The following is a 20,483-nucleotide window of genomic DNA, read 5'->3' on the forward strand; positions in this document are numbered from 1 at the left end:
GTCAAAACATCAGGATCGTAACACCATCAGTCGACTCTCAAAGGAGTGAATGAACCATGAAGCATCGCTTCCTTGGATTCTGTTTGGCCTTCCTGTCGCTTTGCTTCCTGCAAGCGTGCATGCCCGGCGGTGATGATTCCCAAAGCATCCGATACGAAAACACGAGCCATCACTTCACGCTGCAGCTTCCTGCAAGCTGGGAGGGAAAGTATGAAGTAGATGAAGCGGAAAGCGCGATTACCTTCTCCAGTACAGCAAATCAACCCGGGGGCGTGCTGTTTCAGATCAGAATGTGGACGAAGGAAAAATGGAGGGAGGATGGCGAAGAACTGTCAAAGATCATTCACATCGCCAAGATCGGAGAATCGGAAGACAAAATTTTTTCGTTCAGTACGCCGACAGATGTGCAGTACATTCCAGACGATGAGGCAAAGAAGCAGGAATATTTTACTATGTTTGACGACATCGAAAACATCAAAGCCTCCTTCGAGATAAAAAAATAGCGGCGGCTTCGGGTCCAGCCTGTTTGATCAGGAAAATGAAAAAAGTGAAGAACCGCAGCTCTACACTTTTTTCGGCAAGGAGAAGAAGAACAAAACGCCCGCTTCCGTATTGGAGACGCCGTACGCTGCCTGGTGCAAATCCAGAATCTTTTTGGCAATTGCCAAACCCAGTCCGGTGCCCCCTGTCGAACGCTTGCGGGAGGGTTCTCCGCGATAAAAAACGTTCCCAGATTTTTTCCAGATGTTCTGCTTGGATATGAACGCCGGTATTTTCCACGCACACCTTGACAGACTCTCCTTCATCGATCGTGGAAATGAAGATGGATTCCTTTTCCGGCGAGTAACGAATCGCATTGGCAACAAAATTGGAGATGACCTGTTCAATCCGATGCTGATTGGCCGCTACTTCGACGGCGGCCAGCCGGGTATGCAGACGCAATTGCTTGTTCGCCATCTCCAAGGCCAGCTTTTCGCAGATTCTCTCAATGACCGTATCGATATAAAACGAATCCACCTTCAGCTTATAGGTGCCGGACTCGTATTTTGCCAGCTCAAGCATATCGACGATCAAGAGGTCCATCTGGTTCACTTCTTGTTCCATCGCGGCAAAATAATACTCTTTTTTATGGCCCGCGACCCCGTCTTTCAAGATCGAAATACAGCTTTTGATCACGCTGAGCGGCGTCTTCAACTCATGGGATACGCCGGCAATAAATTCTTTCCGCGTATTCTCCAGCTGCTTTTCCTTCTCGATGTCTCGCTCCAGCCTGGAGATATGGGAATGCAGCCGATCGGAAAGCTCGTTGATGTTGCGGGACAAGTCGCCGATCTCGTCTTTGGTCGTGATCGGAATTTTTTCGGAAAAGTCCAAGCCGGCCATTTTTTGCGTCGTACGGTTGATGCGCAGCAGCGGCCGGGCAATCCGTCGGGAATAATAAAACGAGGCCAAGAGAACGAGCAGCAGTGTGGCGATGACGATGTACACATAGTAATCCTGCATCACTTCCGCAGCTTCATTCACCGGCTGCAGCGATGTCATCGCGAAGATGTATGCGGGATTCCCGTTCGGCTCTTCGATGCGGTCCACGAATATTTTGTAGTTCACATGGTTTTCTTCAAAATCCAAGATCTGACTCGCATTCGCACTGCGATTGTAGTCCCCGTACAAAAGATCCGCTTGAAAGGCCTTGACCCGATCCAGAAATAGATGGTTCGTATAGCGTGCCACACCGGCGCCTTCCGGTGTCTGGACTTTCGTAATCGTTCCGGTGACAAGAACAGAGGGATACTTTTCATGATATTTTGCCGGATTCTCAAACCTGAGGACAACTTCATACTCTTTGTTCACCATCTGACGATTTTCCAGATGGCCTTCCTCTCTCAGATTGGCTACGCTCCTTCCCATCCGCTGCGCAACCAGCTGATTCTGCATGAGTAAGCCTTCAATCGCGATCCGCTCCCCCTCCTTTATCCAGGTCGTGAGGAACGGATTGTCTTGGCGAAAGTCCTCTACATTCATGACACTGTACAGCGGGATGGCAATCGTTTTGTTGGAGGGAGCCGGGGTGTTGTCAGAGCGGTCCAACTTGACCTCTATGTAAAAATCGGCGGTATCCTTCAAATTGCCCCTGGCGTCCAATTCCGTGATCCAGGTGTTATGTTTTTGATAAAAATCCTGTTCGAGACTTGACACGGCCTGCACGTCGCCGGCATGTTTCAGGTAGTCCTGTTGATAGGATTGCAGGGCTGCCTCCACATCCCCCACCTTTTTATGCACATAAAATTGTTTGAAGAATACGGTTTGTCCAGTAAAAATAATCGCAAGAAGGAACATGCATAATGCGGTCGTGAAGAGAAACAGCTTGAATACGATGCGCGTTTTCATAGCTGATCCTCAAATTTATAGCCTGAGCGAACAACGGTGACGATACGCGCTGATTTGTCCCCCAGCTTTTGGCGCAGGTTGCGAATGTGACTGTTTACCGTGCGGTCATCGCCCACGAAGTCATAGCCCCAGATTTTGGTGATCAATTGCTCTCTGGTGATGATCATTCCTTTGTTTTTCATCAAATACGCCAAGATTTCAAATTCGGTATGCGTCAAATTGACCTGGTTACCATCAATCGTGACGGTCCGGGAAGGAATATGCAGTACAATGCCGCCGCCGGATAACGTGTCATGTGCCGGCTCCCGGATATAACGGCTCTCCAGCAGCCGTTTCGCCCTTGCCAGCAAAATCGGCGGGCTGTACGGTTTGGTGATGTAGTCGTCGGCCCCCAGCTCAAAGCCGAGCAAGGTGTCGTCTTCATCCGACCGGGCCGTCAGTATGATGATCGGGACATTGGAGGTCTTGCGAATTCGCTGGCAAACCGACCAGCCGTCCAATTGCGGCAGCATGATATCAAGAATGATCAAATGCACTTCGTATTGATGAAAAAGCGACAAAGCTTCCTTCCCGTCGCTTGCTTCAAGCACCTCATATCCTTCGTTTAGGAGGTAATCTTTGATAATTTCGCGCAAAATGTCTTCATCTTCTACAATCAAGATGGTTTTTTGCATAGCTGATCTCCTATAGTCGTTTTTCATTATTTGCATCCTATCACGTGAACGAACAGCGTTCAAAGGGAAAGACAGGATACTGGGAGCCGTCTCCATTGTACCAAGCCCAGATAAAGATAAGATGCAGATGAGATCAAAAAACCCGCTCTTCCTCTGCTTCGCATCGGAAAAAACGGGATGTAGACATGCCTTTATAACTGTGACAATGTGTGAATCACATAACATGTACTCTTGATGCCCGTAAAAAAGTTCTCCAGCTTGATGTTTTCATTGGGGGAATGGTTCCCCTGATCAAAATTGGCATAGGGAGCGTTGATGGACGGCAATCCCAACAGCTTTGTCCAGATATAATCGGGTAAACTGCCCCCGAGACTCGGCTGAATGATCGGTTTTCTTCCGGTTGAAGCCGCTACCGCTTCTGCCACCACCCGCACACAATCCAGGTCGGACGCTGTTCGCGAAGGCGGCACGGCGTAAAGCGGTTTGCTCAGCACAATGTCGGGATCATGCTTTTTAACATGGCGGCTGATGCAGTCGTAAATGTCGTCGGGGTCCTGATCAGGCACCAGGCGAATATCGATTTTTACAGTAGCTGTAGAAGGAATAATGGTTTTTACACCTTCTCCCGTATACCCGCTGTAAATCCCGCTAATGTTGAACGTAGGCTCAAACATCAGTTTTCGCTGATACGTTTCACCGTCCATGTTTAAACCGGGATAGCCGATTTTTTCTCTTACTTCATGCAAGTCGAAGGGAATCTCTCTCATCAGCTTTCTGTCTCGTTCAGAGGGCTGCCGAATTCTGTCATGGAAGCCCTCTATTAAAATTTCTCCCTTTTCGTTTCGCATCGTGCCCAGCAGATCGATCAGCTTCCAGACAGGATTGGGGACGATGTTGCCCTTATTCCCCGAATGATTGTCCCATTCGGCTTTTTTGGCGGTCATCTCCAGGTAAAGCAATCCTCTTACGCCAAGCAGCAGCGATTGTGCTCCGCTTTCATGGGAAGATCCATCTGCTGTATAAACGAGATCCGCTTTGAGCATATCCTTGTGCTCTTTCACAAAGGTCGGAAGGTTGAGGCTGCCTATCTCTTCTTCTCCCTCAATGATAAATTTTACATTGATTGGCAGACTGCCATACACGTCCAAGTATGTCCGGATCGCCAAGAGGTGTGCCACAAACTGTCCCTTGTTATCCCCCGCCCCTCGACCATATATCCTGCCTTCACGGATCGTCGGCTCAAAGGGATCAGAAAGCCACTTTTCAAGCGGTTCCGGAGACTGTTCCTCCCCTACCCCCCTGGCAAGCACCGGCCTTCGGATGATGGCTTTGTAAGGACAGAAGCCGAGTGAGGGTAACTGCACTCAGATTGGTTTGCTCAGATAGTTTCAGGAGAGCCGGGTGATCGGCACTGGTTGAAAACTTGAGCGGCATACGATCAGACTGAAGCAATGGCCCCAAAAGCTGACCATCCGTAAACATCACATATGCACATGGATTGGCTTTCGCATCGGTAAACTGAATCGCCTGCTCAGCGTTGTATTCTGCCTTCAGCGTATCGATGCCGATGCCGATTCCTGCAAAGATCTTGTTGTGCGTCTGCTCCCAGAGGGATTGAATGAGAGAAAAAAACGGAAATTGTTGGTGATTTTTTTGACCACAGACATCGTTGTATAAATGACAGCCTGGTTGTCTGTTGAAAAGATAAGGGAAGCTTCCCATGACTCGCAGAAATCGATGATGCTCTCTTGCAGCTTTAGGTTCGCTCTGTAAGCGCTAAAGCGGTTTTTGGGACGCCTGTCAGGCAGCCGCCACTTAAGAAGAATGACCGCTATTTGAGATTGGCTTTGCAGCAAATTTTCAACTTTGGCATAGACGACCTGCAGTGCAGCCTGAATGGACGAGTATGTCGGAACCACTCTTTTAACCGGGACAGAGCGACGTGCCAGTTCATTGGCTACGCTTGTCAAACACGTAATGGCTTATTTGCTGTGACCCGCAAGAAAATGCTGTTCGTGGATATCGCTCCAATCATATGTGGAAGAGGACGTAATCTCATTGATGACGATCACTTTTTCGTCCTGCAGCTTTACCTCTCGCAGTGATTCGTCAATTTCATCCGGAGGCAATCGATCGATTGCAAAAGGGGTAAATCGAGAGGTATCTCCTCCGCTCTCCATCGCCAATTCATACAGGATTCGATAGAGTGCTGACCCGTCGTACCGAACGTAGACCGAAACTGGCGGCACTTCCAGGTTCAATTTCGCCTCTTCTGCCTTGTAGAGTTCATAGGCGCCCGGTCCGGTAAAAAGCAAAATGTCGCAAGATTCGGCCAGTTCCTTTGCAATCTGTTTGATCTCTTCAAATAAATGGGTGTGAAAGGGTTTGATTTCGATGAGGACCGGACTGGTAGACCGTACCTGCTCTTGAACTCGCTGTACCAGGTCTTCAGGGCCAACGATTCCTAAAGTGATTTTCATCAAACAACAAATTCCTTTCCCTGTTAAAGCTAGTATTCAAAATACTGATTCTACAGGGATTGTAACATACCGATCATCGTTTGTTCCACGTAAAGCGACGATCGGTTATTGGTCCTTCCTGGCTATTCTCCCCCTGCTGGTTCTACACCCGACCGAAATCGATCTAGTGAACCGGCTATTTTGGCGATGCATTCTGCGGATCTCCTGAAGAACGCCTGATTGCAGCCGGCAAAAATGCGCTCCCGTACCCGGCCAAGGGGCACCCGGAGCGCATTCTGATCTAAACGGATGACTCGTGGTTATGCAAATAATTTGCTGTACAAGGTCCTCTCTTCGATGCGTTCACGATTCGGTTCATATCCGATGCCGGGCCGCGTGGGAACTGTAATCACGCCGTTTTCGACCGTCACCTCGGGATCGATGATGTCTTCCCGCCAGTACCGCGAAGAAGCGGCTGTATCGCCTGGCAGCAGGAAGCCCGGCAAGGTGGTGATGGCGATATTGTGGGCGCGGCCTACTCCCGCTTCCAGCATGCCGCCGCACCAGACGGGGATAGCGTGGGCCCGGCACAAATCATGAATCCGCCTTGCCTCCGACAACCCGCCGACACGCCCGATTTTTATGTTGATCACTCTGCAGCTCCCCAGCTGAATCGCTTTTCGCACGTCTTCCGCCGAGTGGATGCTCTCGTCCAGACAGATTGGCGTAGTCAATTTCTTCTGCAGCTCGGCATGGTCGATGATATCGTCATGGGAAAGCGGCTGCTCGATCATCATCAGGGAAAATTCGTCCAATTGAGCCAGCCGATCGATATCCCTGAGGGTATAGGCACTGTTGGCATCGGCCATCAAGGGGATTGACGGGTAGTGCCTGCGAATTTCCCGAATGACCTCCACATCCCAGCCAGGCTGAATTTTCACCTTGATGCGCTTATATCCTTTGACAAGTGAATCTTCGATCAGATGGAGCAGATCCTTGACCGACTCCTGGATGCCCAGGCTGATGCCGACATCGATCTTCTCCTTGGTGCCGCCCAGCACCTTGGCCAGGGAAATGCCTTGCTGCTTTGCGTACAGATCCCAGATCGCACCTTCCAATGCGGACTTCGCCATGTAATTTCCCCGGATATGACGGAAACGATCGTACACTTCGTCCGGGTGCTGGACAGGCTTTTGCAGCAGCAGCGGGATGAGAAAATCCTCCATGATGTGCCAGTTGGTCTTCACCGTCTCCTCTTTGTAAAGCGGATCGATCGCCGCCACCGACTCGGCCCAACCGGAGATGCCCTCTTTCGACTTTACCTCCACGAGGATAAAGTCTTTATCGTATTCCGTCCCCAAGCTGGTCTTGAATGGCTGCAGCAGCTCCATCTTCATGTGGCGCAAAATGATGTGTTTGATTTCCATACGAACTCTCCCCTACTCGCTTTTTTGGAGCAGATAATAATGGGCAGGCGCCGCTCCCTCGCTTTTGATAAATTGGCTGACCTGCCAGCCCTTTGTAAAATAGTGGGAAAACACTGCGCGCGTCTGCAGGCGCCAGCGCAGCGCCAATGCCATATCCGCCTCTTTCACGTTTTGAAAATCCGCCGGTACAGCCACGGCCAGTTTGCCGCTGGGCTGATCAAGGCTGAGATCGGTGTCCAGCGGAACGGCAAAGCCGCGCTCATCGACGGCCAGTTGAACCGCTTGCGGGATGGAGGCGATGTCTTCCTGCCAGTCTCGATCTCCCTGCAGCCTTTGCCGGACGTGCTCGCTCTGAATTCGCCACTCGACTTCGAACCGGTCGCCGTAGCAGTTCTCGACGTACTTGGAGCAGACAGCGCCCAATTTTCTGATGTTTAGATTTCCGTTGACGGTTTCCAGCGGGTCATAGGTCCAAATGATCAGGTTGTAGCCTTTTCGCAGGGCTTCCTCCCGCTGCGCCCGTTTTAACCGCTCCCCGATTCCGCTTTTCCGGTAGTCTGGGTGAATCCCCAGCGCATGGGAACAGAGGTAGGTTTTTTTCCGTCGAAGCCGGCAAAGCTGTACTGAAATCCGATCAAGCGATCTCCCTCAAATGCCCCGAGCACCATGCCGCCGTGTTTGACGACGGTAATGGTTTGGTGGACAGGCACCGGATCGTCCGACGCCCATACCAGACACTCCAGGTCTCTGACCATGCCGAGCTCTTCTGCCGTGTGTAAGGATCTGATCGTAAACGAGTGTTTCTCCAACGTTCACTCCCCCTTTCTTGGTGCTTATTCGACGTATACTTCGTGCCTGGAGTACATCTGTTCCAAGCGCTGCTGGCGGGCACGGGTCCTGTCCTTGTACTTCAGATTGATTGCGCTGACAACCGCGTAAAGCAAGCTCATCACGGGCGCAAGGGAATTGGCGTCTTCGGTGGTCAGAATGTAATCGGATATCCGCCCGATCGGAGAGAGGATGCGGTCCGTAGCGGAAATTAACGTCACTCCTTGTTCTTTGGCTCCCTCGGCGACATGCAGGGTTTCCTTCGAGTAGCGCGGGAATGAAATAGCGAAGACGACCGATTTCTCCGTGAGGTCGCAGAGCTTTTCAAAGACATCGCCTGCAGGGGCGGTTACTTCTACATTTTCACGAAGTGTGCCAAGCGCGATGGAAAACCAGTAGGCCGCTGCGTAAGATGCCCGCGAACCGACAACCAGCACTCGATCGGCCTGCATGAACGCGTCCGCTATTTTCCCGATTTCATGCATATCCAGCTGATGCAAGGTCTGGCGCATGATATTGATGTCATGTTCTACTGCCCTGGCGTATTCGCTTCTTTCTTCTTCGATATCGGCCATGCTCTCTGGACTGCTTGGCGCGTGGGGATAGCTGTTGTTCTTGAGGAGTTGTTTTTGAATGTTCTCCTGCATTTCCGAGAAACCGCTGAAGCCGAGCGCATACGACAGCCGGATCACCGTGGTTTCGCTGACATCGACTTTGCGGCCGATTTTGACGGCTGTGCTGAATGCCGCTTCCTCCAGCTGCGCAATCAAATACTCCGCCACTTTTTTCTGTCCGGATGACAGACTGTCATACTTTTCTTTTACCAGATGCTCAAACGTTTTGTGGTCCATAACCATCTCCATAGCATGAAAGAAGAAGTTTATCCTTCATTTTTTAAAAATAATGCAGCAACACCTTTGATCCAGTAATATCATCACTCTGGAAAAAAAACAATGAATTTTTTCCCCAGAAAGTACCATTTTTGGACACGCTTGCAGCTGGGTATTTTTGCAAATAACTTCCTGCCTGTCTATATATCCTATGTATCGCGTATAGTGGGTGGATGTGAGGTGGCCGGGAGTGGTTTTTTCGAGCTTTGTGTTTCTTTTCGGATTCCTTCCTCTGCTTTTGCTGATCTATTTGACGGTCCGGGGCAGAGCTAATTCCGTGCTGCTGGTCTTTTCGAGCCTGTTTTATGCGTGGGGCGAGCCTTTGTGGGTCCTGATCCTGCTCTTGAGTGTCTTGGTCGGGTGGATCGTCGGCAGGCGAATCGAACAATACCGCGGCCGCCGGAGAGCCTCGGCCGTGATGGCGCTGTCTGTTGCCTTTCAAATCCTGCTGCTCTTTCACTTCAAGTATACGGGGTTTCTTCTGGAGACAGTGCGGTCCCTGACTTCGATCGACATCCCCTTTTGGGATCCGGGACTGCCGCTAGCAGACGGGATGAAATGTCTGGATGCTACGAGCGGACAGCCTGCGCCAGCAATTCGTAAGAGCGGATTCGCTTCTGATAGTCAGGAATGGTCGTGACGATGATAAATTCGTCTGTGCCGTATCGGGACTGCAAGTCGGAAAGCTGCTGTTTCACCAGCTCGGGGTTCCCGACGATGACCCTTCTGCTCTGGTTCGGCTTGTCTGCGGCACCGCCGCTGGACATCGGCGCAGGAGCCCAGCTCCGGGCGTCTTCGAGCAGGCGTTCTGCCTCCGCCGTTGTCTCGGCACAGATCACCCCGACCGCTGCGATTGCCTTTGGTTCCCGATTGAGAGCCGAGCTCTGAAATTGGCGCCGGTAGGCCGTTAACACCGCTAGTCCGTCCTGTTCGCTCATGAAGTGGCCAAACACATAGCCGGTTCCGTATTGGGCAGCGTACCCGGCGCTTTTCATGTTGGTGCCAAGCAGCCACAATTCGGGCTGAATCGGGGGAACCGGCCGTGCCGTCACAAGCTCTCCTTCCACCTGGAATTGTCCGGTCAACAGCGCTGTCAGGTCTTTGAGGAGCGCGGGCATTTGCCGGACCTGTTCCAGATACCGTTCGCTCAAAGCGAGTGTCGCATGGGCCGAGCCGCCGGGAGCGCGGCCGATGCCCAAGTCGACGCGGCCCGGATACAACGTGGCCAACAGCGAGAAGGCTTCCGCCACCTTGTACGGCTTGTAGTACGGCAGCAGCACGGCCCCGGAACCGATTCTGATCTGCTTCGTCTGTGCGCCGATATGGGCGAGCAGCACTTCCGGACATGAAGAAGCTAACTGCGGCATATCGTGATGTTCCGCGACCCAGTACCGGGTATACCCCAAGCTTTCTGCCGTTTGAGCCAGGATGACGGCTTGCTGAAGGGCCGTTTGCGCCGTAACGCTTTGAAAAATCGGGGTAAGATCCAATACGCCCAGCTTGATTGATGTCATTTATTCCTCATCCTTCAATTTTTCTCTAATGGTGCTACACCGGCCAGCCTTTCTCCGGCAAAACAGTAGCTGGCCTGCCGCAAAGTGGTGATGACGCCATCGAAGGGTGCCGTCACCGGAGCCTCTTCCAGGGTCCCCAAGATCTCCCCCTGCACGCAGCGGCTGCCGGGGGTCGCTCCGGGCAGGAACAAGCCTGGCCGCGGCGCGCATAGAGTGGCAATTTTCCCGTAAAAATGGACCGGCAGCCGGGACGCTGCCCCCTCCAGTACGCCGAGATGGATCAGATACCGGATCACAGCCTGGCGGCAGTCCTCGGCAGCCTGAAGATCAATCGTCCCCCCGGGTTGTCCGCCGGGCAGCTCGATGATCAAGGCGTCCTGACCTGTGCGGCATGATTCGACGAAAAGCTGCCCGGACGTGCCGCCGGACTGAATGACGACCGGAAGGCCTAAAGCCTCGGCGGCCGTTCGCAGGTGCGGGTATTCTTCGTAGAGCGCCAGCGTATAAGTGGAACCGCCAGCACCGCAGCAGTGAAGATCGATGATGTGCGCAGACCCGCGCGTTTGCTGCCACAGCGACTGGGCTAATTGCTCCGTCGGGCTGCCCTCGGCACAGCCCGGGAAAACGCGATTCAGATCCAATCCGTCAAAGGGGGACCAGCGTGTTTTGCTGCGAAAGACCGCGGGATTGCAAATCGGGATGATTTTAACGCGTCCTCCTTTTTGTACGCTGAACTTGCGGAAACAAGGTTCTGTCGTATATGAGCTCGTCACTTTCTCTTCCAATCCTTGGGCAGTGCCGGCAAGCTTACAATCTTAATTGCTTCTCCATAATCTTCGCTGACGCAGCCAGCATCAACCCCGCTGCCACAAAACTGGCAACGATCCCCCACCAACTCCACGCCTGAGGGGCGAAGTGCAGCGGATCAGGCCCTTCTTTAAAAGCCTGCCACTTTGTCGTCAGCCAGATAAACCCGTTTCCCGACAGGCCAAAACCAATCCACATCAAGGGAAGCAGCGGTTTTAAGTACGACATGCCCACGAATGACGTCAGCATGCCGTACGCTGCCATAAACGGGATAAAACAGAGAAGGTATCCGTACCAGAGAAACTCCGCTTTAAAAAACTGTTTGAGAAAATCTCCCCCGAACATGGGATTCAACAAGGAGGCGTATCCCGAGAGCAACGTTGTCAGGACAAAAGCGATCAGGACGCAAAAAATGCCGTATAGAACGGAGGCCGTATACTTGGCAGACACAAGCAAAAAGCGCGAATACGGAAGCGACAGCCACCATCCGAAGGTCCCATTCTGCCTCTCCCGATGGGTCCGCGCAAAGGCGATCATAAAGAAGCCGTACGGCAGGGCAACTGTCCAGTACAGCAAGTACTGCGGCTGAAACTCTCCGCTCGACACGTAAATCGTGAAATAGACAATCCCTACAAGAGCGACAAGCACCGGGTACGCCAGCCACCAGCGACTGTATTCTTTCGATCTCGCCCGACGCCTGATCGCGTCGTGTTTGACGAGATGCATAAAAACATGTTGGGCCATATTGATTCCTCCCTATGGTATTTCGTTTGCGATCAGCTGTGTCAATCGCCGATTTAGCGGTACAACTTGCGGTACAGCGTTTCCATCGATCCATGCTCTGCCCGCAGCGTCTCGGCTTCTCCTGTCAGCCGCACCTGCCCGTTCTCCATAAATACCACATGGTCAAACAAGCTTTCCGCTTCGTCAATCTCGTGAGTGCTGAGCAAGATCGTCTGCTCTGTTTCGCTGATGTTGTCGATCAGCGTTCCGATGATGCGTTCCCGCGAAACGATGTCGATGCCGGAAAACGGTTCATCCAGCAGGATCATCGGCACGTCCCGGGCGATACAGATTAAAAGCATCAATCTCGCTTCCTGGCCAAGCGACATGCCGGCCACTTTCATCGACCGGTCCAAGTCCATAAAATCGGCCAGTTTCTCCGCCCGCTCCCGGTTGAATCCGGGCAAGAGATTTTCCGCCCACTGCATCGCCTTTTCGACGGTATGATCGGCATACCAGCGGGCGCGGTCCGGTAGGTAGGCAATATCCTTGTTTGTCTGCCAGCCCGGCCTGCTGCCGAGTACTTGCATGTGTCCCTGTTCGGGACGAACCAGTCCCATGACCATTCGGAAGAAAGTGGATTTGCCCGCGCCATTCGGTCCGAGTATGCCGGTCACTTTCCCGGCCGGAATCGATACAGTGAAGTCGTTTAAGGCAAACTTGGAGCCGTATTTTTTTACGATATGCTGACATTCGATCACCTGGTTGTTCATCGCCGACTCCCTCCTTTTTCTTCGATCAGCGCCTGAATGTCAGGCAGGTGGTAACCAAGACTGTTCATTTTGTTCAAAAATTCCTCGATGGCCTTTTCCGCCAGATTTTGCCGAATCGTCTGCACCTGTTCGGCCTTGGTGGTAATAAACGTTCCCTGCCCTCTTCTCGTCTCCGTCAGCCCGTCCCGCTCAAGCTCCTGGTACGCCCGCATAACGGTATTGGGATTTATTTTCAACGCTTGTGCAAGCTCCCTCACGGAAGGAATTTTCTCACCCAAGTCAATCTCTCCTTTGGCAATCGAACTGCGGATTTGATCCAGTACTTGCTCGTACAGCGGTTGGCTTAAATCGATCCGGAACCGCATTCTGCCCACTTGTGCCTCATTCAAACGACTCCCTCCTTCCTGCGGACCCTTCAGCGAAACAATGTCGATGCTTTGTTTTCATATGTGTATTATATCACTTAATACACACAATACAATAGGCAAAAAAAAGGACGGTTCTCCTGCGCCAAGGCAAGAGGAACCGCCTTTTGTTCGTTTGGGATACGATTGCTCACTTATCCAGACGTGTTCAGTTTCCGTTTTTCTTGTAAAAGGAATTGAAACTCCCTTTCCAGCTCTTCACTTGGTTCGATACTTAATCGACTGAGAACTTCTGTTATTCTCGTTTCAAGTACGAGCCGTTTATCTTCTGCTGTATTTCGGTTTTTTTGATGTTCATCCTGTTTATATTGGGCATAGGTTCCTTCGAAAAGTTCCATCTCTCGATTGCGAATGGCCAAGATCCGTGTAGCGACGTTTTCGATGAGCCGGCGGTCATGGGAGACGAAGATCACGGTACCCTCATACTCTTTTAAAAGCGATTCCAAAGCGCTCGCCGCTTCTATGTCGAGAAAATTCGTCGGTTCATCTAAAATGAGCGTATTGCTGTCACTCAAAAAGATTTTCGCAAGCGCTACTTTTACCCGCTCTCCCCCGCTTAAAACCCCTGCAGACTTATAGACATCATCTCGAAAGAAATGCAGTCTTGCCAGCACCGTTCGAATGGTTGTTTCATCCTGCTTTGAAGTGGAGCGGACATTTTCTAAAATCGACCTTTCAACATCCACAATATTTACGTTTTGGCTGAAGTAGCCTATTTTCACGGCCGGAGAGATCGCGATGCCTTCCTCTTGATGGATGATTTTTTTCAGAAGCGTGGTTTTTCCGCTGCCATTCGGGCCGATAATCGCCAGCTTATCGCCGCCGCGCACATGAAAACTTGTTTTGTTCCAAAGAACACGCTGGCCAATGGCACCCGCAACATCTTGCACGCGAAGAATGATTCGGTCTTGAAACGTGTCTTCATTAGCCAAATTCATTTTGATCGCAGGGATTTCTTTCGGTTTTTCCACTTTTTCCAGCTTCTCTAATCTCGTTTCCATTGCCTTTGCCGTTTTTTGCAGCTTCTTTTGTTTTTTGGCAAAGTACGGTTTGGCACCCGTTATTTTTGATTCTGATTTGCTTACCTTTTTTGGCGCTTTTGTCGCTTTTTCAGCTTTTCTCTCCTTTAATTCCAATGCTTCTTCCAATTGTTTTTTCTTCATTTCATATTTTTCATACGCTAATACCCTTTGGCGATGCTCCCGCTCTTTTTGTGCCGCATAATCGCTGTAGCTGCCTTTATACTCTTTGATCTGTCCTTCATTGACCTCCCATATCGTGGTGCAAAGGGCATCCAGAAAGGCTCGGTCATGAGATGCGATGACGAAAGCTCCTTTCCACTGAGTCAGTTTCTTTTCCAGCCATTCGATATGCTCCGTATCGAGATTGGTGGTCGGTTCGTCTGCCAATAAGATTTCTGGCGCCTTGACAATGGCCTCATTGATGTATGCCTGTGTCACTTCTCCGCCGCTTTTTGTCGTCTCTGTTCGTTTTAGCTGGGGCAAAAGTTCACATTGGGCATGGCGGATCACGGTTCCATTTTCTGGAGACAACGTTCCGGCCAATACGTTTAACAATGTCGTTTTTCCGCTGCCATTGCGGCCAACCAACCCGATCCGGTCATTTTGGTGAATGTGCAAGTGATCAACATCCAGCAATAAACGGTCTTTTACATAGTGCTTTATGTGAAAGGCTTCCAACAGCATCATACCATCATCCCCTTTTCCGCTTTATCGGGGCATAACAAAAAAGCCCCCGATCCGCATTCAGAATAGGAGGCACAGGTATAGGTGGACGCCAAAAAGAGATGACTCCTTTTGGGTTCAACTATAGAAATCCAATCCTATTCCGAAGCTCTGATGAAAGGCATCAAAAATAAAGCAGAACGTTCATCTGCCAAAAAATGCCTTCCACGAATGGCTTTCGTAAATAGGATTAGTACTTCATCTAGTTGATTCACCCTTCCGTTCTTCTTGTTTACTGCAACTGTAAACGATATGTGAAGAATTGTCAAATCACTGCTTTGGGTGACTCGTAGCCCCCCTATGGTGCAAATCCCTTCCGGCTTACATAAATCCGATCCTCGGGAAACACTTGTTTCAGTCTTTCGTACACGATGCGATAAGCGGCAGGATCGTACCATTCTTCCAAGCCCTGCGCTTCGTAGAGGGAGCGGATTCCTAATGCACGCGTGCGCTTGCCGCCGCTGCCGTCCCCCATAAAATAATCATCCACGCAGACACGATCGACCAAAGGCCGCAGCTTGCCTGGAAAAGCTTCACTGCTCGGCAATACCGGAGCAATGGCAGCCTGCGTCGGGACGCCTGCATCAGCCAGCAGCTGAAGCGTCTGCAGCCTGGCCGCAATGGGCGGAGCATGCGGGGTAAAGCGCTTGCGGATCTCTTCCAGGTCCGTCTCTACGGTCATGCTGACCCGAACTTTATCCCCCAGGAGCAGCAGCAGGTCAATATCTCTGCGGACAAGCGGGCTGCGGGTCTGGACCAACAGAAAGTCGGGCGGATCTTCCGCCATGACCTCGAGCAAGGACCGGGTCACCTTCTCCTTATGCTCGATCGGCTGATAAGGGTCTGTACTCGAGGACATAAAAATCGTTACCTTGCCTTTCGCCTTGGCCCTGCGAAGTTCTTTGCGCAACAGTTCGGCTGCGTCCTGCTTGATGTCGACCCACGTCCCCCATTCCCCCTGGCGAAAAGTGGATACCGGCATTTGCCGCACATAGCAGTACGAACAGCCGAAGGAACAGCCTGTGTAGGGATTGAGGGAATGGCTGTAATCGGAAAGGAATCCTGTCCCTTTATTCAGAAGCGTCTTGGGCTGCTTGTAAAAAAACTCGCTGTTCACGATGCTCCCTCGCTTTTGCCTGTCCGGCATGTGATCCTCCTGCCCATCCTCAAACGCAGTCACTTCGCGTCGTGGAATATAATCCCGAGACTGTATCTCGTTCCCGATATAATCGTGCTGACGCCGTGACGCAGTGTGGTCTTGTAGTAACCGCGCGACCCCAGTACCGGACGGTGGTTGGTCGGAAAGATAAGGCCTGCGCCTTGTTCCAAGTTTAACACATGTCCTCTGCTCTGCGCCCTTGGCCGCTGTTCCACCAGCAGAAACTCTCCGCCTGTGTAATCCTCCTCACATCGATTCAAGGCGAATACGACCTGAAACGGAAAAAAGACGTCGCCGTACAAATCCTGATGCAGACAGTTGTACCCGCCTGCTTCGTATTTCAAAATCAGCGGAGTTGGGCGCAATTGCCCCTGCTCGTGGCAGCGGTCCAGAAAGTCCGGCAGTCCAGCCGGATACACGGCATCTTGCCCAAGCCGCTCGCGCCAGCGATTTGCCGTTTTCGCCAGCTCGGGATAGAAGCCTTCGCGCAGCTGCTGGCAAGGGCGTTTTGTAGTACTTGTATTCTCCTGCACCGAACCGGTACCTGGCCATATCGATGGTGCTCCGAAAAAGCGCTTCATCCTCGTACGTGCCGATGATTTCCCGGCATTGCCGACAGTCCAAAACAGCCGGGATGGCGGCATACCCCTGCTCGTCCAGCGCCTGCTGCAGCGAATGCCAGTCCAGGGCGGCAATGCGTTCAGACAGGCGGTCAGGCATACATGTTGCTCCTTTCGCTCCATCTGCCAGTTTCCCGTCGTTGGCGTTTCTTTTTCATGCTCCGACACCTCCAGCGGTGATGATGGCTCTGGCATTGGCGAGCCACTCTTCATTCAGTATATCCCTGGAAATGGCTCCTCTGCATTCGTTTGCGAATCGAACAGCAAGATATCGAAAACGGCTGGCGAACGATGGCCAATGTTAGGCACCTTAGCCTGCAGCATTCCAGCCGCAGGCCAAGGCGCCGTTTACTCGATCATCAAAATCTCCCGAACTTCCTGCTCCGTCAGTGCGGACAAAGCCTCGTGACCCGGCTGAATCACTTCCTCGATCAGATTCCTCTTTCTTTGCTGAAGCTCGTACATCTTTTCTTCTACCGTGCCCTGGGCGACGAGGCGGATCACTTGCACGACGTTCTTCTGTCCGATGCGATGCGAGCGGTCCACCGCCTGATCCTCCACGGCGGGGTTCCACCAGAGATCGTAGAGGATGACCGTGTCCGCTCCCGTCAGGTTGAGTCCCGTGCCGCCGGCCTTCAAGGAAATCAGGAACAAGTCCCGTTCACCCTCGTTAAACCTGCTGCACATTTCCATCCGCTCAGGGCCCGGCGTGCTGCCGTCCAGATAGAAAAACGGCACCCCCCGATAACCCAGCTCCCGCTTGATCAGGCCCAGCATTTCGGTAAATTGCGAGAAGATCAGCGGCCGCTTCCCGGCACTTCGGCAGTCCTCTACAATCTCCAGCAGCTGTTCAAACTTGGCCGAGCCGCCCGTATAGCCTTCGACAAACAAAGCAGGGTGGCAGCACAATTGTCGAAGCCGGGTCAGGCCAGCCAGTATTTTGATCCGGTTTTCCTGAAAGCTGTCTTCATTCAAGTGCTTGAGGGTTTCCTGCTGAAGCTTTGCCAGATAAGCCGCATACAGTTTTTTCTGGTCGGGCAGCAGATCTGAGGCCTGCAAAGATTCGATTTTTTCCGGCAGCTCCCCTGCCACCTCGGTCTTCAAACGGCGCAAGAGAAACGGACGGACGCGCCCCGCCACGGCCTCCCTGGGCAAGTTGTTGAATGCTTTTCTGCCCCCGAACAATTCGGGGAACACGGCGTCAAAGATGGACCAGAGTTCTTCCAGGCTGTTCTCTACCGGAGTTCCGGTGAGGGCAAAGCGGTTCTCGGCCTGCAGCATTTTCACCGCCTGCGCGGTCTGTGTGGCATGGTTCTTGAAGGCCTGGGCCTCATCCAGGATAAGTGTGTGAAACGATCGCTTGCTGTACAGGTGAATATCCCTGCGAAGCAGCGGATAGGAGGTGATGATCACATCCGCCTGGAAATCATCCTGCAAAGCATGAAGGCGCTCCGCTCTGCTGCCGTCGGCGATGACCGCCCGAATCTGCGGGGCGAATTTCTTCAGTTCATTGCGCCAGTTGTACGTGACGGAAGCGGGCGAGACGACCAGCACGGGCAGTTTCCGCTCTCTGATCTCAGTCAGTACGGAGGCGATAAAGGCAATGCTCTGCAGCGTCTTGCCAAGCCCCATATCGTCAGCCAGAATGCCGCCAAAACGGTAGCTAGCCAGCTTCTTCATCCACTGGAAGCCATACTTCTGGTAATCGCGAAGCACGGGAGCGAGCTGAGCGGGCAGGGCAAAATCCAGGTGATCCGGATTCCGCATATGTTCCAGCAGCCGGCGCAGCGCTTTGCCCAGCTCAACGCCGCCTCCCTGCCTTTTTGCATCGATGAAATGCAGCGCTCGCGCAGCCGGAAGGCGGATGTCCGTTCCCTTCACGTCCCCTGCCCGAATGCCGAGATCGCCCATAAAGCGGCTGATCTCCTGAAAAGGCTGACTCTCCAGGGGCAGCAGCGCTCCATTGGGCAGGCGGTAGTATCTGCGCTTCTCCTCGAGCGACTTCAGCAGGCTGCGAATGTGCGACTCGGGAATCCCGTCCAGCTCGAACCGCAACTCCAGCCAGTTGGTCCGTTCATCTACGTCCGCCCTCACCTTGACAGGGGTATGCCCCTTGTGAAGTCTGGCTTTCACTGCTGAAGTGGCGTACACTTTCAACCATTTCTCCAACTGCGGGACGATATGATAGAGAAAATCGTACTCCGCTTCCTCATCATTCAGAAAGTACCCGCCCTCGGTCTTGGTAAAAGCGCTTTGCTCCATCAGCTCCAGGATTCTGCGCTCCTGATCCCCGTCACGCAGGAGTATCCGGTCTGTGCCCCGGTTCTGCCCGTTCCCCTCGAGCGGATTGATGACAATATCGCCGTATTGAAATTCCAGCCCGGCAAGCAGCCGGTCCTTCACCCGGTCCAAATACAGCCTGGCCTTCAGCGGTGTTTGCACGACGCGCTCAGAAACACTTTGCGCGATGCGGATACGGCCCAGCTTCATTAGCCCGGGAATGACGTTCACCATAAAAGGTTCCATTTGCTCCGGAGCAACCAAAACATGACGGGTGCGATACGCTTCCAGCATCCGCTTCAGCTCCGAGAGCCGCTTGCACTGATCGTCCGGCAGCTGCACCAGCTTCCCATCGAACAGCACCATACCGTATGACTCCATCACAGTAAGCTTCTCCAGGCCTTGTACGTCCAATCGATAGCCTGCCGCCTGGGCCTCGTCAAATTCAAAGTGGAGCGGAAGCGGTTCGTCGGATAGACGGATCCCTTCGAAGACACTCTCCCCCTGTACCAGCCGTACTGCCGGAGCCGCAGTGAGCAAGGGGAGAAGCTTTTCCCATGCAAAAGGGGGGATCGGGAGAATTCGTTCCTCGCCTCTATTTTTCGCCTGAACGGGATAGGTGTTTGAAGCTTCCATGTACATCTTTTCGCAACGGCAGATTTGGATTAACTCTCGAATGACGGCATCATTTTCACTTTGAAAGCCATGTTGACCGGGATCGTAGGTAAAATGCCGGGAAAATGCGACGCACTCCCGCCGGTCGATCCGTTCGAGAAACTCCCTGATTTTCTTTACGATATACAAACGTTTGAGTCCGGTCTTTATTTCGATGCCAAACATATACTTTCCGTGGCCATAAGAAAAAGGGCTGAGCGTAAACTCAACGTCGAGCAGTGCCCTTGTATCGAAGCGCCCCCGTCTGCTGCCCGGGTGCTGCGGTTGTTCGCTGAACAGCCTAAGCACGTTGACGGTCAGCTGCCTGTCTCCTGCGGATGCATCATCGCCTACGCCAAGCTTGGGGGACACGGACCGTATCGGGAGCAGGCTGCCATTGTGCTGCCTGTCAAGAAGATCGTGCAGCACGGCAGCTATATGCTGGCAGTAATTGTCATAGGAATCAAGAGCAGGGCAGGTGCACTCTGCCTCCACTTCCCCGCTGCGAAGGAATTCGATGCGAACCTCGTAGCTGACACTGGCGCCTTTGACCGTGGCTTCATAGACAGAAGTGTCGGGATGAAAGCGTGTGAAGGTTACCTTTCCGGCTCTGTAGTGGGTCTTGCCTCTTTGATAGGAAGTGTGGCCGCACAGCGATTTAATGATCCGATGGTTCAACTGAACGCTCATCATTTTTGTCCGTCCTTTTCTATCTAAGTGTGCTGCCGCAAATGGACCGCCTAATCTGACTACCTGAAAATGATAAAACAACCGTCGCAACAGAAGCAACCTTCTGGAGCAAACAGGAACGAAAGACAACTGCCGTTCATTTTTTGATACAGTCTTTGGAAACCTATTGCCCACTTCCTGCGTCATAATTGGCAGGGGGTTGTGTCGGACGTTCAGCACACGAAGAAAAACTTGAAATTTATTAGATCAAACATTAAAATGTCTATTGTGAATTAGACGAATCGAGGATGTGTTTGTTTTCAGATGTAAATCGTTTGACGAACTCCCCGTTTCAGCCGCTTGCGCTTCCCGTCTCTTTACGACATTGACCTGTAAAAAAAGGATTGTCTGCCTTATAAAAGGTATTCGCTTGAAAAGGAGAAATGGA

Annotated in this window: 19 protein-coding genes and 1 pseudogene; 2 read left to right on the forward strand and 18 right to left on the reverse strand. The window is 52.2% G+C overall.

Annotation, left to right across the window (positions count from 1 at the left end):
• Positions 1-56 precede the first annotated feature (56 nt).
• Positions 57-503: a hypothetical protein gene (locus HGBM_RS03165; protein WP_019119648.1), complete on the forward strand. Its 447-nt coding sequence runs from the start codon at positions 57-59 to the stop codon at positions 501-503.
• Here HGBM_RS03165 and HGBM_RS26450 read toward each other — a convergent pair.
• From HGBM_RS26450 to HGBM_RS03210, 9 genes are all read right to left on the reverse strand, one after another.
• Positions 475-2,388 carry a sensor histidine kinase gene (locus HGBM_RS26450; protein WP_245552854.1) on the reverse strand — a complete coding sequence of 638 codons (1,914 nt, stop codon included), beginning with the start codon at positions 2,386-2,388 and terminating at the stop codon, positions 475-477. The two genes, HGBM_RS03165 and HGBM_RS26450, sit on opposite strands and share 29 nt — an antisense overlap.
• The gene (locus tag HGBM_RS03175; protein WP_019119649.1) at positions 2,385-3,062 is read right to left on the reverse strand and encodes a response regulator transcription factor; all 678 of its coding nucleotides are present in this window, start codon (positions 3,060-3,062) and stop codon (positions 2,385-2,387) included. Before HGBM_RS03175 ends, HGBM_RS26450 begins: the two co-directional genes overlap by 4 nt.
• Before the next feature lie 191 nt (positions 3,063-3,253).
• Complete coding sequence (locus HGBM_RS26455) at positions 3,254-4,426, reverse strand: M20/M25/M40 family metallo-hydrolase (RefSeq protein ID WP_081590058.1); 1,173 nt, start codon at positions 4,424-4,426, stop codon at positions 3,254-3,256.
• Entirely contained in the window at positions 4,326-4,784 is a 459-nt protein-coding gene (locus HGBM_RS30655; RefSeq protein ID WP_035286228.1) for a hypothetical protein, read from the reverse strand. The genes HGBM_RS26455 and HGBM_RS30655 overlap by 101 nt, the downstream gene beginning before the upstream one ends.
• 260 nt (positions 4,785-5,044) lie before the next feature.
• Positions 5,045-5,542 (reverse strand): hypothetical protein, encoded by a 498-nt coding sequence (locus HGBM_RS03190; protein WP_019119651.1) that lies wholly within the window; start codon positions 5,540-5,542, stop codon positions 5,045-5,047.
• Positions 5,543-5,841: 299 nt separating this feature from the next.
• A complete protein-coding gene (gene menC, locus HGBM_RS03195) occupies positions 5,842-6,948 on the reverse strand; it encodes an o-succinylbenzoate synthase (RefSeq protein WP_019119652.1) in 1,107 nt (368 codons plus the stop codon).
• Between the two features lie 12 nt (positions 6,949-6,960).
• A complete protein-coding gene (locus HGBM_RS31500; protein ID WP_245552856.1) occupies positions 6,961-7,371 on the reverse strand; it encodes a hypothetical protein in 411 nt (136 codons plus the stop codon).
• A gap of 101 nt (positions 7,372-7,472) precedes the next feature.
• The gene (locus HGBM_RS31505) at positions 7,473-7,757 is read right to left on the reverse strand and encodes a hypothetical protein (RefSeq protein WP_245552857.1); all 285 of its coding nucleotides are present in this window, start codon (positions 7,755-7,757) and stop codon (positions 7,473-7,475) included.
• A gap of 24 nt (positions 7,758-7,781) precedes the next feature.
• Entirely contained in the window at positions 7,782-8,627 is an 846-nt protein-coding gene (locus HGBM_RS03210; protein WP_019119653.1) for a MurR/RpiR family transcriptional regulator, read from the reverse strand.
• 229 nt (positions 8,628-8,856) lie between these two features.
• Between HGBM_RS03210 and HGBM_RS03215 the strand changes: the two genes are divergently transcribed.
• Positions 8,857-9,306 carry a hypothetical protein gene (locus HGBM_RS03215; RefSeq protein WP_026074176.1) on the forward strand — a complete coding sequence of 150 codons (450 nt, stop codon included), beginning with the start codon at positions 8,857-8,859 and terminating at the stop codon, positions 9,304-9,306.
• Here HGBM_RS03215 and HGBM_RS03220 read toward each other — a convergent pair.
• The 9 genes and pseudogenes from HGBM_RS03220 to HGBM_RS03260 all read right to left on the reverse strand — a co-directional run bounded on the left by HGBM_RS03220 (position 9,236) and on the right by HGBM_RS03260 (position 20,056).
• On the reverse strand, positions 9,236-10,180 hold the full coding sequence (locus HGBM_RS03220; RefSeq protein ID WP_019119655.1) for an LLM class flavin-dependent oxidoreductase: 945 nt from the start codon (positions 10,178-10,180) through the stop codon (positions 9,236-9,238). The genes HGBM_RS03215 and HGBM_RS03220 overlap by 71 nt on opposite strands.
• 14 nt (positions 10,181-10,194) lie before the next feature.
• Positions 10,195-10,953 (reverse strand): succinylglutamate desuccinylase/aspartoacylase family protein, encoded by a 759-nt coding sequence (locus HGBM_RS03225; protein ID WP_019119656.1) that lies wholly within the window; start codon positions 10,951-10,953, stop codon positions 10,195-10,197.
• Positions 10,954-10,987: 34 nt separating this feature from the next.
• On the reverse strand, positions 10,988-11,731 hold the full coding sequence (locus HGBM_RS03230; RefSeq protein WP_019119657.1) for an ABC-2 transporter permease: 744 nt from the start codon (positions 11,729-11,731) through the stop codon (positions 10,988-10,990).
• Between the two features lie 53 nt (positions 11,732-11,784).
• A complete protein-coding gene (locus tag HGBM_RS03235) occupies positions 11,785-12,483 on the reverse strand; it encodes an ABC transporter ATP-binding protein (RefSeq protein WP_019119658.1) in 699 nt (232 codons plus the stop codon).
• Positions 12,480-12,872 carry a GntR family transcriptional regulator gene (locus tag HGBM_RS03240; protein ID WP_019119659.1) on the reverse strand — a complete coding sequence of 131 codons (393 nt, stop codon included), beginning with the start codon at positions 12,870-12,872 and terminating at the stop codon, positions 12,480-12,482. Before HGBM_RS03240 ends, HGBM_RS03235 begins: the two co-directional genes overlap by 4 nt.
• A 170-nt stretch (positions 12,873-13,042) precedes the next feature.
• A complete protein-coding gene (locus HGBM_RS03245; RefSeq protein ID WP_019119660.1) occupies positions 13,043-14,617 on the reverse strand; it encodes a Vga family ABC-F type ribosomal protection protein in 1,575 nt (524 codons plus the stop codon).
• A 334-nt stretch (positions 14,618-14,951) separates the two neighbouring features.
• Positions 14,952-15,770 (reverse strand): SPL family radical SAM protein, encoded by an 819-nt coding sequence (locus HGBM_RS03250; protein WP_026074177.1) that lies wholly within the window; start codon positions 15,768-15,770, stop codon positions 14,952-14,954.
• A 59-nt stretch (positions 15,771-15,829) separates the two neighbouring features.
• Positions 15,830-16,532 (reverse strand): annotated as a pseudogene (locus tag HGBM_RS26470) (2OG-Fe(II) oxygenase).
• Positions 16,533-16,780: 248 nt separating this feature from the next.
• A complete protein-coding gene (locus tag HGBM_RS03260) occupies positions 16,781-20,056 on the reverse strand; it encodes a DEAD/DEAH box helicase (RefSeq protein ID WP_026074178.1) in 3,276 nt (1,091 codons plus the stop codon).
• Positions 20,057-20,483: the final 427 nt, after the last annotated feature.

Origin of the sequence: Brevibacillus massiliensis (genome assembly GCF_000311785.1) — a bacterium.
Taxonomy (GTDB): Bacteria; Bacillota; Bacilli; order Brevibacillales; family Brevibacillaceae; genus Brevibacillus_C; species Brevibacillus_C massiliensis.